Source organism: Pseudoalteromonas apostichopi (assembly GCF_030297135.1).
In the GTDB taxonomy this organism is placed as follows: Bacteria; Pseudomonadota; Gammaproteobacteria; order Enterobacterales; family Alteromonadaceae; genus Pseudoalteromonas; species Pseudoalteromonas apostichopi.
This window is the reverse complement of the sequence record NZ_AP028065.1, coordinates 1,897,274-1,911,666: the sequence shown is the minus strand read 5'-3', so window position 1 is coordinate 1,911,666 and position 14,393 is coordinate 1,897,274. Positions and strand designations below refer to the sequence as shown.

Sequence of the window (14,393 nt, the reverse complement as noted above, 5' to 3'; positions counted from 1 at the left end):
TATGACTGAACGAAACATCATTCGAATCTTAAAAACCTTCATCATTTTAGGTTTATGCTTAATCGTTTTGGGGCATTCTTTATTAGCCGGCAATTACTTAGGTGATAGCATGGGTGTGCATGGCATAATGATCAGCGCAGCGTGTATTGCTGTTGGTGTGCTATTCTCACTGCCAACAAAAATTTATCTCACTATTTTACTGATGAAAATGGAAAGTGACCTCACCGCACAGAACAAGCAAAGCTAATTGCCACCTTGCTCTTTTAGCTGCTTTTCAAGCTGCTTAGTACGCTGCTCCATGAGCTGTTTTACCTGCTCGGCTTCTTGCATCATCTTTTGTACATTTTTAGGGTCGTATACTCCAAGTGCTGAAGATTTTTCGTCAGCTTTAACTACTGCTGGTTGCTTTTCATCAGCCTGAAAAGTCTCTGCAGGTAGCACCGTTATCTCGTTCGGATCTAAACTTACTGCGGTACTAGCGTAATTTGGGTGAGGTGTATCAGCATAGTGCCACTGACCCTGTTCATCTTGCCATTTATAAACTAAAACAGGTGCATTTACATCTTTGTTAAAGTTCAATTTCTCAGTTAGTTTTTTAGCTTGAATGCTTAAGGTATCGGCCCCCTGCGAAGCAAAATCACTCACATCATCGCTGACTTTTTCTGAGTAACGCTCAAACATACTAAGCTCTAGGTAAGGCCTACCGTCTGGCTTTTTAATGTAAAATAGCAGCGCCACACTGGTCAGTAACATCATAACGGCAAGATAACAAAAACGCTTAATCATTCCATTTACCTATTATTGGTAGTTACTCTCAATCTTAGCAAATTCACCAGTTGATTTAAGATTTTTAATAAACTTACTGAATTGCTCACTCATTCGTTTTCCTTTTTCATTATAAGCAAACTGTAGTTGCATCGGCGCTTTGCCAACACTGTAATCACTCACAGTGAATTTGTTAAAAATTTTATTCTTCGATTTATACCACTGTAGTGTATTTTTTGCGATGACGGCAACGCGTTGGTTTTGTTCCATATCAACCAAAGCGTTAAGCATTTCAATCTCAGAATAAAAGTCCTCGCGATGTAGCTCTCCTGAAGCAAACATAGATTCAAACTGCGGGTAGGTATAACCAAACCGAGCCATTAAAACATAGCCATTGAGCATATCAAGTTTAGGAATATGGCAACCAGATGGCATTACAAGAATATCCTCAACAACGGAAATACTATCACTCCAATAATATTGGTTGTTTCCTCGATACCATTGTTCAGACTCTAAACGAGCGTCGACTTTGCCTTCATCAAGTAAGTGCTGCGAGCGCACCTCTGGTACAAGGATATATTGAATATTATGATTGTATTTTTCAGCAAAACGAATTAATAGCTCATCAACAAGTCCCTTCTGGCCACTATCGGCGAAGTGATAAGGGGGATAATCTGTGTCATACAGCGCAACTTTGAGCATTTCAGCCCGAGTCAATGGCGCAATAATTAACAGTAATAAAGCAACAACACGAGTCATAGATTTCTCTCACAAAATTACGCCTGAGAATTGTATATAAATAATACAAAAAAAGCGCAACCTAGGTCGCGCTTTACGAAAATTCTGATAGGAATTTAGGATTAGATACCATCACCATCAATATGTAAGCCACATTCACGGTTTAAACCGAAGAAACGAGTCTCTTCTTCTGTCATTCCAGGCTCAAGTTTACGGGTCGTGTGTACATCCCCCATCGACACATAGCCTTGCTCCCAAAGTGGGTGATACGGCAAATCGTGCTTAGTTAGGTACTGATAAATATCTCGGTTGTTCCACTCAATAAGTGGATACACTTTCACTGTACCTCGGCTAATTTCAACAATCTGCTTATCAGCACGACTTGATGATTGGTCACGGCGTAAACCGCTAAACCACGTACCGGCTTCCAGTTCGTTTAATGCGCGGCTCATTGGCTCAACTTTATTAAGTTGATTGTACTGTTTGATGCCAGCTTCACCTTGCTCCCAAAGTTTACCAAACTTCGCTTCTTGCCACGCAGGACTAAGCTCAGCTTTATAAACTTTAAGATTAAGCGCAAGTCGCTCTGTCATTTGCTCGATGAACTGGTAGGTTTCAGGAAACAAATAACCAGTGTCAGTCAGTACCACTGGAATATCTGGCTGCTGTGATGTCACTAAGTGCAACATCACAGCCGCTTGAATACCAAAACTAGACGACAAAAAGTGCGTGCTTGGTAAGTTTTCAAGTGCCCACGCAACACGCTCCTCAGCGCTTTTATCAGCCAGAAGACCATTAATATCAGCCAGCATGGCTGTTTGGTCTTCTTTGCTCATCGTTAAGATGTCTTTAAATTCACTCATGGTTAATTCCAAACCTTAAAGCGGTGTCGCTTATAAAATTATGCGTGAAAATCGGTTACTGAAACTTTGACTTCAGCAACAATGCCTTTGCGAATTACAAAATCACCAAAACACTCACCGTCATTACGCTCACTTGCCCATTGGCCGATTAGCTTATCGAATGCGTCTAGGTATACCTCTTCGCCAACATTTTCTAAATACAATTTAGGAATACGCGTACCTTCACGGTTACCACCTAAGTACACGTTGTATTTACCCGGACCTTTACCAACAAGACCCGCTTCAGCCAACATTGCTCGGCCACAGCCATTCGGGCAGCCAACAACACGCATAATGATATTGTCATCACTAATGCCGTGCTTAGCTAATAGCGCTTCAGTCTTCTCAATTAAGCTTGGTAAATAACGCTCAGCTTCTGCCATCGCTAATGGACAAGTTGGTAATGCCACACACGCCATTGAATTTTTACGCTGCTCTGTATGACTGTCATCAATTAAGCCATGGTTGCGCGCAATTTCTTCAATTACGGCTTTTTGATCCGCAGGAACACCTGCGATGATCAAGTTTTGGTTTGCCGTCATACGGAAATCACCTTGGTGAATTTCTGCAATTTTACGGCAGCCTGTTTTAAGAGGTTGATTTGGGTAATCTAAAATACGTCCACTTTGGATAAACAGCGTTAAGTGGTGCTTACCATCAATACCTTCAACCCAACCGATACGGTCACCGCGGTGAGTAAACTCATACGGGCGGCTCTGCTCGAACTGAACACCGGCACGTTTTTCAACTTCTGCTTTAAATACATCAGAACCTACACGGTCTAGTGTGTACTTAGTTTTCGCATTTTTACGATTTGAGCGGTTACCCCAATCACGCTGTACAGACACAACGTGCTCAGCAATTTTTAGGGTGTGCTCAAGTGGAATAAAGCCAAAGTCATCCGCTTTACGAGGATACGTTGCTGTATCACCGTGAGTCATCGCAAGACCACCACCGACTAACACGTTAAAACCAACTAACTTGCCGTTTTCTGCAATCGCCACGAAGTTTAAGTCGTTAGCATGAACATCCACTTCATTGTTCGGTGGAATTGTTACTGTGGTTTTAAACTTACGCGGTAAGTAAGTTGAACCTAAAATTGGCTCTTCAGTGGTTTCACTCTTTTCACCATCTAACCAAATTTCAGCGTACGCTTTGGTTTTTGGTAATAGGTGTTCAGAGATCTTAGCAGCCCATTCGTAAGCCTCTTGGTGAAGCTCAGATTCAACTGGGTTCGTCGTACATAATACGTTTCGGTTTACATCGCCAGCAGTTGCAATTGAGTCAATGCCCACGCTATTAAGCATTTGGTGCATGCCTTTAATGTTTGGCTTAAGCACACCATGGAACTGGAACGTTTGACGCGTCGTTAAACGAATACTGCCATAGCTGGTTTTCTCTTCAGCAAACTTATCAATCGCTAACCATTGCTCTGGTTTGATGATGCCGCCTGGCATACGAGCACGTAACATAACGTTATGTAACGGCTCTAATTTTTGTTTAGCTCGCTCAGGACGAATATCACGGTCATCTTGCTGGTACATGCCGTGGAAACGGATCAGTTGGAAGTTATCAGCAGTGAAACCACCGGTGATCTCGTCTTTTAAATCTTGTTCAATTGTGCCACGTAAAAAGTTACTTTCTCTTTTCAAACGCTCGTTATCAGAAAGCTTTACGTTTTTGTCTTGTTCGCTCATGGTATTTCCTAAATTTGTTACAGTGACGGCTGTTAGCTTTTAAACGTGATTAGTACACGTCTTTCTGATAGCGATTTGCGCTACGTAAATCTTTTAAATATTGCTCTGCTTGTTCGTCATCTTTACCGCTATTTTCTTTAATGATATCAACAAGCGCCTGATGAACATCTTTCGCCATACGGTTTGCATCACCACAGATATAGAAATGAGCACCCGCTTCTAGCCAAGCAAATATTTCTTGGCTGTTTTTGCGAAGTTTATCTTGAACATATACCTTCTCGGCTTGATCGCGACTAAACGCCACATCCACTTTAGTGAGCAAGCCTGATTTCAAGTAACCTTGAATTTCAACCTGGTATAAGAAGTCTTGAGTAAAATGTGGGTTACCAAAGAATAACCAGTTTTTACCGCTTGCTTCGCGGGCATCACGCTCTTGTAAAAACGCACGGAATGGTGCAATACCAGTTCCCGGGCCTACCATGATAATTGGCGTTTCATCATTAGCCGGTAGACGGAAATTATCGTTATGCTCGCTAAATACTTTTACTTTACAGCCTTCTTCAGCACGACGTGCTAAATAGCCAGAACAACCACCTAAGTGTTCGCTACCGAATGCATCAAACTCAACCAGCCCCACAGTTAAGTGAACTTCTTCTTCAACTTCGGCTTGGCTAGATGCAATCGAATATAAACGTGCTTGTAGTTTACGTAAGCAATCTACTAAAGTTTGCGCTTCAAGCTGAGCTGGGTTTTGACGAATAATATCGAAGATTTGGCGAGGTTCGATGTACTCACGCATTGCTGCTTTATCTTCAACTAACTTTAATAATTCAGGGTTGCCAGTTGCTGTTGCGTATTTTTCAACAAAACCTGGGTATGACTGGGTTAATTCTAATTTTTCGATTAATGCATCACGAATACTCAGCTCTTCGTCGCCTAATTTAATCGTGCTAGATGCATCGATTTGTGTAAGCGAAAGTACTTCATCTACAAGTGCTTCGTCATTTAAGAAGTAAACACCTAGCGAATCACCCGGTGTATAGGTGATGTCTGAACCTTCTAAAGAAATTTCAACATGACGAACATCTTTGCTTGAGTCACGACCCGTAATTTTTTGCACAACACTTAGTTCTGCAGCAAATGGATTTTGCTTAGTGTACTGACTTGCTGCTGGTGCAGCTGCCCCAAATGGCATAGCTACAACTTGACCACTACTCGTTTGCTGCGCTTTAAGATCTGGCTCGAACGCATCGAGAGCACCATCAATCCACTTCGCAGCTTCATCATCGTAATCAACGTCTAAGTCAGCACGCTGGAAAATAGTTTCTGCGCCAAGCTTGTTAAAACGCTCTTCGAAATCTTTTGCTGTTTGGCAGAAGAACTCGTAGCTTGAATCACCTAAGCCAATCACAGCCACTTTAACACCATCTAGTTTTGGTGCTTTTTTAGTCGTTAAGAATTCATGTAGGCTTTCAGCATCTTCTGGTGGCTCGCCCTCACCATAGGTTGAAACAACAACAGTAATGAACTTTTCTTTTTTCAGGGCAGTTGGTTTGTAATCAGCCATGTTTACTAGCTTAACAGTTAGACCGCGCGACTCTGCTTGCTCTTTTAACTTAGTCGCAACGCCTTTTGCGTTACCCGTTTGAGAGCCGTATAAAATAGTTAACGGTGCAGCATCACTAGCAGCTGGAGCGGCAGCAACACCACCCGTTATTGCACCTGCGTTGGCATTAGCAGCTAAGTAACCACTTACCCACGCTTGCTGAATTGGATTAAGTTCAGCCACTAAGCCTTGCAGCTTTTGTACTTGCTCTTGCGATAGCGGGCTCGCCGCTGCATTTAGTTGACTTAACAACATGAATTTATTCCTCGTAACCCTGAAAAGTTAACTGCGAAATGAACTTGCTACTGTCATTTCGCGAACAATTTTTTCGACTTTAAAGACCAAATAGAAATGCTTTAAAGGTTTATCTGAGCGTGAAGAATAACGAGGTCTGATGCGATTAAAAAAGAATAGAATCTGCTTTTATATTCCATTTAGTTATTAATTTAGCATTTATCCAAAAAAAACATGTTAAAAGCAAAAACTCCTAAATAAGAAACTTTTATTAATTAACATTATTGCAACATAAGCCAATTAGCCTATACTCGCTGTGTTCATTTTGAGAACAGCAAAAACTATTAAAATATAAAAAGGAAACTACAATGTCACACGGGACATGTAATAAATATATGCTAGCCAGTGGCTTACTGTGTCTAGCGAGTTCAGCATTTGCAAATGTTAATAATGCCGACTTCGAAACTTGGTCAGCAAATAGCCCTGCAAGCTGGAGCATCATAGATAGCGGTATTAGTCTTAGCGCTAATAGTAATGTGGTTTACTCAGGTAATTACTCAGCGCAAGTCGTGGTAAATACTGGCACGCAAAGTAATACCGATTTACAACAATTAGTTGATGTTGTGGCGGGCGAAAGTTATGAGTTTTCTGCTTGGGTTTACCATACAGAAGGCGGCGTAAAAGCACGCTTAGTGGTTGATGGCTATCAAGGCTATTCTAATTCAGCATTAACAAATCAGTGGCAACAAGTCAGTTACCAGTATACAGCCTCTGCAACAACGTCTATTAATGTTGGCTTACGCTTTTACGACGTCGCAGGTTTTGATGGCAGCGAAGTAGTTTATGTAGATAACTTGGCACCAAGCACAGGCTCAACCCCACCTCCTATGGGCAGCTGCGCAGATAACCAAGTATCTTTGACCCTCACTACCGATAACTATGGGGAAGAAACCAGCTGGCAAATCACTAATAGCCAAGGTAGTGCAGTAGCAGCAGGCGGCAACTATGCAGCAAATACTCAGTACATTGAGCAAGCATGTTTAACTGATGGTGACTATACCTTTACTATTTTTGATAGCTATGGTGATGGCATATGTTGCTCTTACGGTAACGGTAGCTATAGCCTTTCGTCAGGTCAAACAGTACTTGCTAGTGGTGCAAGCTTCCAAAGCTCAGAAGCTACGCCGTTTAGTTTAGGTGATAGCTCAGGCGGCGGTGACGGTGGTGGTACGACACCAACTGAGCCAACTGGATACTATGTTACAACGCAAGGCCTTAGTGGTTATGCACTGAAAACAGAGTTACACAACATCATTAAAGGTCACAACTCGCAAGGCTATTCAGCAATTTGGAGTTTTTACGATGTTGCTTCACGCGATAAGTATTTTGAAAATGACAACTCAATTTTAGACCGTTATTCAGAAAACCCGGCAGGCCAAGACAGCTACAACTATGTTGCTGTGAGCGATCAATGTGGTACATACAACAGCGAAGCAGATTGCTACAACCGTGAGCATTCTTTCCCGAAAAGTTGGTTTGGTGGAACAGTTGAACCAATGAATTCAGACGTACATCACATTTTTGCCACTGATGGTTATGTCAACTCAAAACGCAGTAACTACCCATTTGGTGAAGTAGCTAGTGCAAGCTTTACCTCTAGTAACGGCAGCAAATTAGGCAGCGCTGCTAGCTCATTAAATTACTCAGGAACGGTTTTTGAACCTATTGATGAATTTAAAGGTGACTTTGCAAGAGCGTATTTCTATATGGCAACACGCTATGAAAATGTGATTGGCTCATGGCAAAACAACACAACCTACAGTAACGCTGTACTGAATGGTTCATCAAATCAGGTATTTGAGAGCTGGGTCGTTGCTATGTTATTAAAATGGCATAATGAGGATCCTGTTAGCCAATTAGAGCTTGACCGTAACCAAGCTGCTTATGAACATCAAGGTAACCGCAACCCATTTGTGGATCACCCAGAATTTGTAGAAATGATTTGGTAACTTCGTTAAGCCAAGGCGCTTAGTTTCGGCTAAGTGCCTTTTTAAACGACAAAAGATGACCTAACCCTCGAATACGTTTAACTGCTCGACGAGACGAATGTCATGTAACAAATGGTTATGCCTTACCGACAAAGTGTTTTCTGGTGTTGGCTGTATTTTGTAACCGAGGTGCTGTAAAACCAGTGTAAATAGCGCTTTCTGCTGGTAACCCATAGGTTGCCCATTTAATTGAAACTCTTCGATTACATTCTGCGCATAACTAGAATTATTTTGTAATGACTGCCAAATGTGCTTTTGCACTTGATAAACCTGTATCACTGACGTGTGATAGCAATTGATCTGTAGGCTTAATAAATAGTTTTCTAGTGAGCTCATAGGGATATCCATAACAAAAAAAAAATCACTTTAAAAGCTCAAGTTAAGTTGAGGTAAAGTGTTTTGTTATTATTTTTTACCCCATTTATTCATAATTTGTTTAAATAGTTTTGCTTCTTTATCTTCACAGGGTCTTGGGGATCCGCTTGGCACTCCAGATTTACCAAACACCGAATTAAGGTCAATGTCATAGCACTGACCATTAAGCATCTCGGTACGCTTGCTGCCATCGCCACTTTGCCAAACGACGGTTGCTTTATCAGAGACGGTTAATTGCGCAGGCACTGTAACCCTGCCTACAGACGAATTATTATGTGCGGCTTCAACCTGTCCAAATGCAGAGGCACTAGTAGCGCTATTTTCAAAATTAAGCTGTGGAATTGGCGCATAAGGGTTGAGCTTTTTAAAGGGTATCGCAGCTGTTTTTGAGTTTTCAGTGCTCACTTGTCTCTGCTCACTAACCAAGCTTTCAAGTGCTTTAGCATCTTTTACCTGTTCAGAGCCATTCTTCGGTATACCTTCTTTTTGCGGCACAGGCTTAGCCTCATCTGGCATTATTTGTGGCTGTTCTGGTGAAGGTTTTTCTTGGGTTTTCTTCACACTCGGTAACGCAGTTAAATCAACACTCACATAAGCGTTGATTACTTTTGGTCGCTCGACAACTGAAGGCAGCTTCACAAATTTGCCATGTTGAATAAATAGCAGCAATAACAAAACATGCAGCGTAATTGAAATGATCCATGCTTTATAATTCCTTTTTAACACCCAAGCGCTCCGTTTTTGTTTATAAGAGTGACAAATGAACGAATAAGTTCATCGGAAATTAAGCGGTAAGCGGTAAGCGGTAAGCGGTAAGCGGTAAGCGGTAAGCGGTAAGCGGTAAGCGGTAAGCGGTAAGCGGTAAGCGGTAAGCGGTAAGCGGTAAGCGGTAAAAAACTAACTAATAACAAACTTGAGTCAAGTGTTCTCTATCTAAAACCCACCCATTCGATCTGCTTAAAGCTTAGGGCTTAGGGCTTAGGGCTTAGGGCTTAAAACTTTTTCAGGCATAAAAAAACACGCTTTCGCGTGCCTGATTACTATAAATTTTAATTTCAGTTGCTTGCGGGAGCTGTGGCTAATGAGAGCGAACCGACGACCTTCGGCTCATGGCTCCTAAATTTCAGGCATAAAAAAACACGCTTTCGCGTGCCTGATTACTATAAATTTTAATTTCAGTTGGTTGCGGGAGCCGGATTTGAACCGACGACCTTCGGGTTATGAGCCCGACGAGCTACCAGGCTGCTCCATCCCGCGCCTGAAATTGTAGATTTATTTAAAGTTGCTTTACATGACAACTTGGCTTCCAATTCAGAAAATTGGTTGCGGGAGCCGGATTTGAACCGACGACCTTCGGGTTATGAGCCCGACGAGCTACCAGGCTGCTCCATCCCGCGCCTGTAATTATTAAGTTTATTTTACTTCTCACTTAATTTAAGAAGTCAGCCAATTCAGAAAATTGGTTGCGGGAGCCGGATTTGAACCGACGACCTTCGGGTTATGAGCCCGACGAGCTACCAGGCTGCTCCATCCCGCGCCTGTAATCTCTAAGTAACGTTAACATGTTAACCATGCCTTGTTCCGAAGAGAGCGCTATAATATAGCAATTAAATTAGAAATCAAGCGTTATAATTGAAATAGAGCCTCAACCGAACAAAAAGCACACAAAACTACACTAAAATCCGCGCTGATGAGGACTAATCATTTTTTGCCATTCCCAATCAGGGTGCCCCATGACGATAAAGTCTGGATTCTCGGTACTTTCACGTTGATTATAAGTGAGTGGGTTAAATTCAGCATCCGTAATACATCCTCCGGCTTCTTCAACAATCACTTGCGAAGCGCCGGTATCCCACTCACCTGTTGGCCCTATTCGTAAAAAACAATCGGCTTTACCTTCTGCTATGATACAAGCTTTTAGTGAACATGAGCCTAATGCCACAGTCGCAAACTGAGTATTTAGATACTGGCTTACAGCTTCAATTTTTTGTCTGCGGCTTACAGCTAAGGTTAAATTATCGGGTGTTGCTACTGAAATTTGCTGATCTTGGCCATTTTCACGTTTAAATGCACCATTTTGGTAACTTGCAAAATAAGTTATTTGTTTCGCTGGCCAATGAATAACGCCAAGAACTGGACGATTATTTTCAACTAAAGCGATATTTACTGCAAAATCACCACTTTCGAGAATAAACTCACCCGTACCATCCATTGGATCAAGTAACCAATAACGATGCCAATCTTTTCTGTCTGCAAGTGCTGGAATGGGTGTTTCTTCTGACATAATTGGAATATCAGGTGCTATAGCCTTTAAGCCTGCCATTAATACATCGTTAGATGCTAAATCGGCCTTGGTGACCGGAGTATGATCTGACTTTTGCTCAGCACCAATATCATCCTGCTGATAAATTGCCATAATGGCATCGCCCGCTTGCTCAGCTAACCGAATGCACGGTTCTAAAAAATCATTCATTGCCCGCTCCCGACTCTAAGTACTTTGTTAATAATAGCAAAGCTGCGACACTTCGTGCTTCAGTAAAGTCTTCTTGTTGCAATAATGATTGCCAATCACTCATTGGCCATTTCACCACAACAAGCGGTTCTGGCTCATCACCAGGCAAGGTTTCAGGGTAAAGATCTTCGGCATACAAAATATGCATAGTGGCATTAAAGTAACTAGGTGCCATACTGACTTTTTTAAGTTCAGCGAAATGCTTAGCACCAAAGCCAACCTCTTCTTTGAGCTCGCGGTCGGCAGCTTGCTCAGGTGTCTCACCTGGGTCAATTAAACCTTTTGGAAAACCCAACTGATAATCATTGGTACCCGCACAATACTCTCGCACTAATAACAGTTCGTTATCGGCCGTTACAGGTACAATCATAACGGCACCTCTGCCACCGCCACGAATTCTTTCGTATTGCCTTTGCTCGTCATTTGAGAACTTCAATTCGAGAGATTCAACAGTAAATAGTCGGCTTTTAGCGACAACTTCATTAGACAAAATTTGCGGTGGTGTAGGATGCTTTTTCTGTGTCATTGGCATTAATTTGCTATCATGGCAGTTATGCTCATCATAAATCTTTTAAAGTGAATTGCCTATGTTAAATTGGTCAAAAATCGATACTGTGTTGTTAGATATGGATGGCACCCTACTCGATTTGCATTTTGATAATTACTTTTGGCTTACTGTTATTCCCGAGCAATATGCGCATAAACATAAAATCAGTTTAGACGAAGCAAAAGCTGACATTTTGCACCGTTATCAACAAGTTCACGGACAAATTAATTGGTACTGCTTAGATTATTGGCAACAGCAACTTGACTTACCAATTATGGCGTTAAAACGTGACATTCAACATTTAATCAGAATTCGTGAAGATGTTCCGCCATTTCTAACGGAACTAAGAAAAGCAGGCAAGCAATTGATCATGCTCACTAACGCACACCCAGATTGTGCCATGTTAAAGTTTGAACTAACTGCGATCGATAACTACTTAGATGGCGTGATCTCAACTCACCAATATGGCGTGAGTAAAGAGCATCAACCATTATGGCAACAAGTACACCAAGAATGGCAGTTTGATAAGGAACGGACTTTATTTGTGGATGACAGCCCGGCAGTACTCGATGCGGCAAAAGAGTTTGGTATTGGTCATATTCTTGCGGTTGCCAACCCAGATAGTCAGCAACCGCACAAGCAGTTCGATGGCTTTTTATCGACCATCGATTTTCGAGAGTTTATGCCCGTTATAAAATGAGCATAAACACGTTTATTTAGGGTAACGCTGCTCTAAGCCTTGGTATACAAGCTTTGCGAAATCCGCATGCTCTGTATCTAGGCTTTTTACCACTTCAACTAGGTGCTCATTATCTTCTTGACCGTTCCACACTTTGATATAACTACCGTCTTTGTAGCCATGATCTTGGCGGAAAAAATTCAAAGTGTTTTTACCTACGTAACCACGGTATAAATCGTCGATATCCATAGCGATTTGTGCCATACAACCAGCAAATGCAGCAGCATTAAAGCTCTTTTCAGCGACAGCTGAAGCAGCTAATAATTCGAGTGTTTGTTTAAAGTCATCAGCTTGAACTGGCGCACTTAACTCTGCTTCAAGTTGTGCTGCTAACTGTTCATAGCTGGTTTCACCATCGATACGTAAAGATAAACCGAAATGGAAAATATCAACTAACTCTAAAATAACTTGTTCAGTATCTGGAGTTTGTTTCTTCCACCACTTCCAACCATAGTGATCAAGCATTTCAGCACACTCAACCCAAATTGCACGATACCATTCAAAACCTTGGCTAAACCATTGCTCATGTACTTTGGTATTCATCGCATTTTGCATCTCGAGCATGACAACGAGTTTTTGTAAATTAGCAGACATTTTTTATCCCAACTTGCATTTTTTATTTGCCTATATATTACAGTAAAGATGAAATAAATACCGCAACAATCAGGTCATCTTTGCAGTTGATAAAAATAACCGAGGAAGCCCATGTTTAAATCTCTACTTATTAGCGCACTGTTTGTGCTATCAAGCCAAGTTGTTGCTGCAACTGCCTCTAATATTGCCGAATCTGCAGAGCAAGTCAGTCCATTATTACCAGGATTAGCGGTGCCAAATGTTGAATTAAAAGACCAATACGGCAAAACCGTCTCATTAAGTGAGCGCTTTAAAGAAAAAACCACAGTGCTGATTGTTTATCGTGGTGGCTGGTGTCCATATTGTTCAAAACAATTGGCCAGCGTACAAAAAATAGAGAAAGAATTAGCTAATTTAGATGCGCAATTAATTGCCGTTTCGCCAGACAGTCCTGAAAAACTTGCTGAAACAAAAATTACAGCTCCTAGCTATCAATTGCTTTCTGACGACAGCCTCACTTTGGCGCAAACGTTAGGTTTAGCATTTTACTTAGATGACAAAACAGCAAAGATTTACCGCAATAAGCTTGGGGTTAACTTTGTGTCGCTAGATGGTGAAGCGAAAGTAGCGTTACCAGTACCTGCAGTGTTTGTAATCGACACAAATGGGTTAGTTCATTTTCAATATGCTAACCCAAATTACAAAGTACGTTTAACAGAGGATTTATTACTAGCAGCTGTTAAATCAGTGAGCGAACAATAAATTAGCAAGGGATAAGCAGAACATGCTTCTGCTTATCGGCCTTGTGTAAATTCTTGCCAAGATTCAATTAAATCAACAAAGTCTTCAAAGCCGCAGCCACTGCACAGGCCTTCTTCTTCAAGCATTAAATCATCATCTTGGTAGGCAACTAAGTCTTCATTATCTTGATGTAATGCATGTGCTTCGAATAATGCTTCGTCTTTACTTAAGATCAAATCAATTTCTTGACCTTGTAAGGTTAAAGGCTCATGGCAGCTGTTAACCGCAGCGATCAAAGCTTGCACCATCGCTATTTTTTCTTTACCAACTTCTTCGTTTAGCCAACGGCCTATGATGGCATGTTCAGAAGAAATTTTAATGCGTAAACCGCTAATAGGGTCGCGGATAAATTGATATTCCATGGAGGGTACTCATAATACATTATCTGCTAATTATACCGTTTGCAGCTAAACGTGGCGAGTTTTGCAACCTTAAAACAACACGAGCGCCTAAGTGGCGCTCGTGTTTGTGCTATTTAAATAGCTAGAGTCGCGATTTGAAGCGTGCAGCATCAATAATCGCCCATAGGTATACGATTGGCAGTAAAATAAAACCAACTGCCACATAAATTAGTGCACCACTAATAACCCATGCTAAAAAGAATGCAATAGCCGCCATTAAACGACCTTGTACCAATTGCCCTAAACCAGGAAAAAAGATATTACATATTGCTGCGATTACATTACCGCCAGAACCTTGCTCTGCCATACTAACCTCTATAGTTTTTAATGATTATACTTTTAGTAAACATACTTTATGCCAACTTATTATGGCTTACAAATCAAAGCGTTAAAAAATAGCGTTTTTTTGATTTTAGTTCTTTTTGCTAAAAATCGGTCAAATTCACAATTTTTAT

General features: G+C 41.3%; 16 protein-coding genes and 3 tRNA genes. 4 read left to right on the top strand and 15 right to left on the bottom strand.

The genetic code is table 11. The features are described from left to right. Window position 1: 1 nt before the first annotated feature. Window positions 2-247 carry a hypothetical protein gene (locus tag QUE86_RS08550; RefSeq protein ID WP_130050008.1) on the top strand — a complete coding sequence of 82 codons (246 nt, stop codon included), beginning with the start codon at window positions 2-4 and terminating at the stop codon, window positions 245-247. Here the strand turns inward: QUE86_RS08550 and QUE86_RS08545 are convergent. The 5 genes from QUE86_RS08545 to QUE86_RS08525 form a co-directional block, all read right to left on the bottom strand. Then, window positions 244-786, bottom strand: coding sequence for a DUF4124 domain-containing protein (locus QUE86_RS08545; protein WP_130050009.1), 543 nt, complete (start codon window positions 784-786; stop codon window positions 244-246). The two genes, QUE86_RS08550 and QUE86_RS08545, sit on opposite strands and share 4 nt — an antisense overlap. A 12-nt stretch (window positions 787-798) precedes the next feature. Then, window positions 799-1,524, bottom strand: a complete 726-nt coding sequence (locus QUE86_RS08540) for a substrate-binding periplasmic protein (protein ID WP_286256592.1) — start codon at window positions 1,522-1,524, stop codon at window positions 799-801. Between the two features lie 101 nt (window positions 1,525-1,625). Beyond that, a complete protein-coding gene (locus tag QUE86_RS08535; protein WP_130050011.1) occupies window positions 1,626-2,366 on the bottom strand; it encodes a phosphoadenylyl-sulfate reductase in 741 nt (246 codons plus the stop codon). 38 nt (window positions 2,367-2,404) lie between these two features. Further along, window positions 2,405-4,102, bottom strand: coding sequence for an assimilatory sulfite reductase (NADPH) hemoprotein subunit (cysI, locus tag QUE86_RS08530; RefSeq protein ID WP_130050012.1), 1,698 nt, complete (start codon window positions 4,100-4,102; stop codon window positions 2,405-2,407). Between the two features lie 49 nt (window positions 4,103-4,151). Next, a complete protein-coding gene (locus tag QUE86_RS08525) occupies window positions 4,152-5,963 on the bottom strand; it encodes an assimilatory sulfite reductase (NADPH) flavoprotein subunit (protein ID WP_178926486.1) in 1,812 nt (603 codons plus the stop codon). Between the two features lie 347 nt (window positions 5,964-6,310). On the opposite strand from QUE86_RS08525, the gene QUE86_RS08520 reads away from it, so the two are divergent. Further along, window positions 6,311-7,951 (top strand): endonuclease, encoded by a 1,641-nt coding sequence (locus QUE86_RS08520; RefSeq protein WP_286256587.1) that lies wholly within the window; start codon window positions 6,311-6,313, stop codon window positions 7,949-7,951. Between the two features lie 60 nt (window positions 7,952-8,011). On the opposite strand, the gene QUE86_RS08515 is transcribed toward QUE86_RS08520, so the two are convergent. The 7 genes from QUE86_RS08515 to nudE form a co-directional block, all read right to left on the bottom strand. Then, window positions 8,012-8,326 (bottom strand): hypothetical protein, encoded by a 315-nt coding sequence (locus QUE86_RS08515; protein ID WP_130050015.1) that lies wholly within the window; start codon window positions 8,324-8,326, stop codon window positions 8,012-8,014. 69 nt (window positions 8,327-8,395) lie between these two features. Beyond that, window positions 8,396-9,091: a hypothetical protein gene (locus QUE86_RS08510; RefSeq protein WP_286256585.1), complete on the bottom strand. Its 696-nt coding sequence runs from the start codon at window positions 9,089-9,091 to the stop codon at window positions 8,396-8,398. Between the two features lie 454 nt (window positions 9,092-9,545). Next, window positions 9,546-9,622 (bottom strand) — tRNA-Met (locus tag QUE86_RS08505). Between the two features lie 63 nt (window positions 9,623-9,685). Beyond that, window positions 9,686-9,762: transfer RNA gene (locus QUE86_RS08500), tRNA-Met, on the bottom strand. Between the two features lie 63 nt (window positions 9,763-9,825). Next, window positions 9,826-9,902 (bottom strand) — tRNA-Met (locus QUE86_RS08495). A 138-nt stretch (window positions 9,903-10,040) separates the two neighbouring features. After that, window positions 10,041-10,838, bottom strand: a complete 798-nt coding sequence (gene cysQ, locus QUE86_RS08490; RefSeq protein ID WP_130050018.1) for a 3'(2'),5'-bisphosphate nucleotidase CysQ — start codon at window positions 10,836-10,838, stop codon at window positions 10,041-10,043. Further along, on the bottom strand, window positions 10,831-11,403 hold the full coding sequence (gene nudE / locus QUE86_RS08485; RefSeq protein WP_205987937.1) for an ADP compounds hydrolase NudE: 573 nt from the start codon (window positions 11,401-11,403) through the stop codon (window positions 10,831-10,833). Before nudE ends, cysQ begins: the two co-directional genes overlap by 8 nt. A 61-nt stretch (window positions 11,404-11,464) precedes the next feature. Between nudE and yrfG the strand changes: the two genes are divergently transcribed. Continuing rightward, the gene (gene yrfG, locus QUE86_RS08480) at window positions 11,465-12,124 is read left to right on the top strand and encodes a GMP/IMP nucleotidase (RefSeq protein ID WP_130050020.1); all 660 of its coding nucleotides are present in this window, start codon (window positions 11,465-11,467) and stop codon (window positions 12,122-12,124) included. A 12-nt stretch (window positions 12,125-12,136) separates the two neighbouring features. Here the strand turns inward: yrfG and QUE86_RS08475 are convergent, their stop codons facing one another. After that, window positions 12,137-12,757 (bottom strand): dUTP diphosphatase, encoded by a 621-nt coding sequence (locus QUE86_RS08475; RefSeq protein ID WP_286256584.1) that lies wholly within the window; start codon window positions 12,755-12,757, stop codon window positions 12,137-12,139. A gap of 111 nt (window positions 12,758-12,868) precedes the next feature. On the opposite strand from QUE86_RS08475, the gene QUE86_RS08470 reads away from it, so the two are divergent. Then, on the top strand, window positions 12,869-13,498 hold the full coding sequence (locus tag QUE86_RS08470; protein ID WP_130050021.1) for a peroxiredoxin-like family protein: 630 nt from the start codon (window positions 12,869-12,871) through the stop codon (window positions 13,496-13,498). Window positions 13,499-13,530: 32 nt separating this feature from the next. Here QUE86_RS08470 and QUE86_RS08465 read toward each other — a convergent pair whose 3' ends face one another. Both QUE86_RS08465 and QUE86_RS08460 read right to left on the bottom strand, forming a co-directional pair. After that, window positions 13,531-13,899, bottom strand: a complete 369-nt coding sequence (locus tag QUE86_RS08465; RefSeq protein WP_130050022.1) for a YacL family protein — start codon at window positions 13,897-13,899, stop codon at window positions 13,531-13,533. 121 nt (window positions 13,900-14,020) lie between these two features. Next, window positions 14,021-14,245: a hypothetical protein gene (locus QUE86_RS08460; RefSeq protein ID WP_054554878.1), complete on the bottom strand. Its 225-nt coding sequence runs from the start codon at window positions 14,243-14,245 to the stop codon at window positions 14,021-14,023. Between the last annotated feature and the right edge of the window lie 148 nt (window positions 14,246-14,393).

Excerpts from the sequence above, each read along its gene's own strand:
- QUE86_RS08470 (WP_130050021.1), top strand. The coding sequence starts at position 12,869 with ATGTTTAAATCTCTACTTATTAGCGCACTGTTTGTGCTATCAAGCCAA.
- QUE86_RS08475 (WP_286256584.1), bottom strand. The coding sequence starts at position 12,757 with ATGTCTGCTAATTTACAAAAACTCGTTGTCATGCTCGAGATGCAAAAT.
- yrfG (WP_130050020.1), top strand. The coding sequence starts at position 11,465 with ATGTTAAATTGGTCAAAAATCGATACTGTGTTGTTAGATATGGATGGC.
- QUE86_RS08460 (WP_054554878.1), bottom strand. The coding sequence starts at position 14,245 with ATGGCAGAGCAAGGTTCTGGCGGTAATGTAATCGCAGCAATATGTAAT.
- QUE86_RS08525 (WP_178926486.1), bottom strand. The coding sequence starts at position 5,963 with ATGTTGTTAAGTCAACTAAATGCAGCGGCGAGCCCGCTATCGCAAGAG.
- QUE86_RS08515 (WP_130050015.1), bottom strand. The coding sequence starts at position 8,326 with ATGAGCTCACTAGAAAACTATTTATTAAGCCTACAGATCAATTGCTAT.
- nudE (WP_205987937.1), bottom strand. The coding sequence starts at position 11,403 with ATGACACAGAAAAAGCATCCTACACCACCGCAAATTTTGTCTAATGAA.
- QUE86_RS08550 (WP_130050008.1), top strand. The coding sequence starts at position 2 with ATGACTGAACGAAACATCATTCGAATCTTAAAAACCTTCATCATTTTA.
- QUE86_RS08535 (WP_130050011.1), bottom strand. The coding sequence starts at position 2,366 with ATGAGTGAATTTAAAGACATCTTAACGATGAGCAAAGAAGACCAAACA.
- cysI (WP_130050012.1), bottom strand. The coding sequence starts at position 4,102 with ATGAGCGAACAAGACAAAAACGTAAAGCTTTCTGATAACGAGCGTTTG.
- QUE86_RS08465 (WP_130050022.1), bottom strand. The coding sequence starts at position 13,899 with ATGGAATATCAATTTATCCGCGACCCTATTAGCGGTTTACGCATTAAA.
- QUE86_RS08520 (WP_286256587.1), top strand. The coding sequence starts at position 6,311 with ATGTCACACGGGACATGTAATAAATATATGCTAGCCAGTGGCTTACTG.
- QUE86_RS08545 (WP_130050009.1), bottom strand. The coding sequence starts at position 786 with ATGATTAAGCGTTTTTGTTATCTTGCCGTTATGATGTTACTGACCAGT.
- QUE86_RS08540 (WP_286256592.1), bottom strand. The coding sequence starts at position 1,524 with ATGACTCGTGTTGTTGCTTTATTACTGTTAATTATTGCGCCATTGACT.
- cysQ (WP_130050018.1), bottom strand. The coding sequence starts at position 10,838 with ATGAATGATTTTTTAGAACCGTGCATTCGGTTAGCTGAGCAAGCGGGC.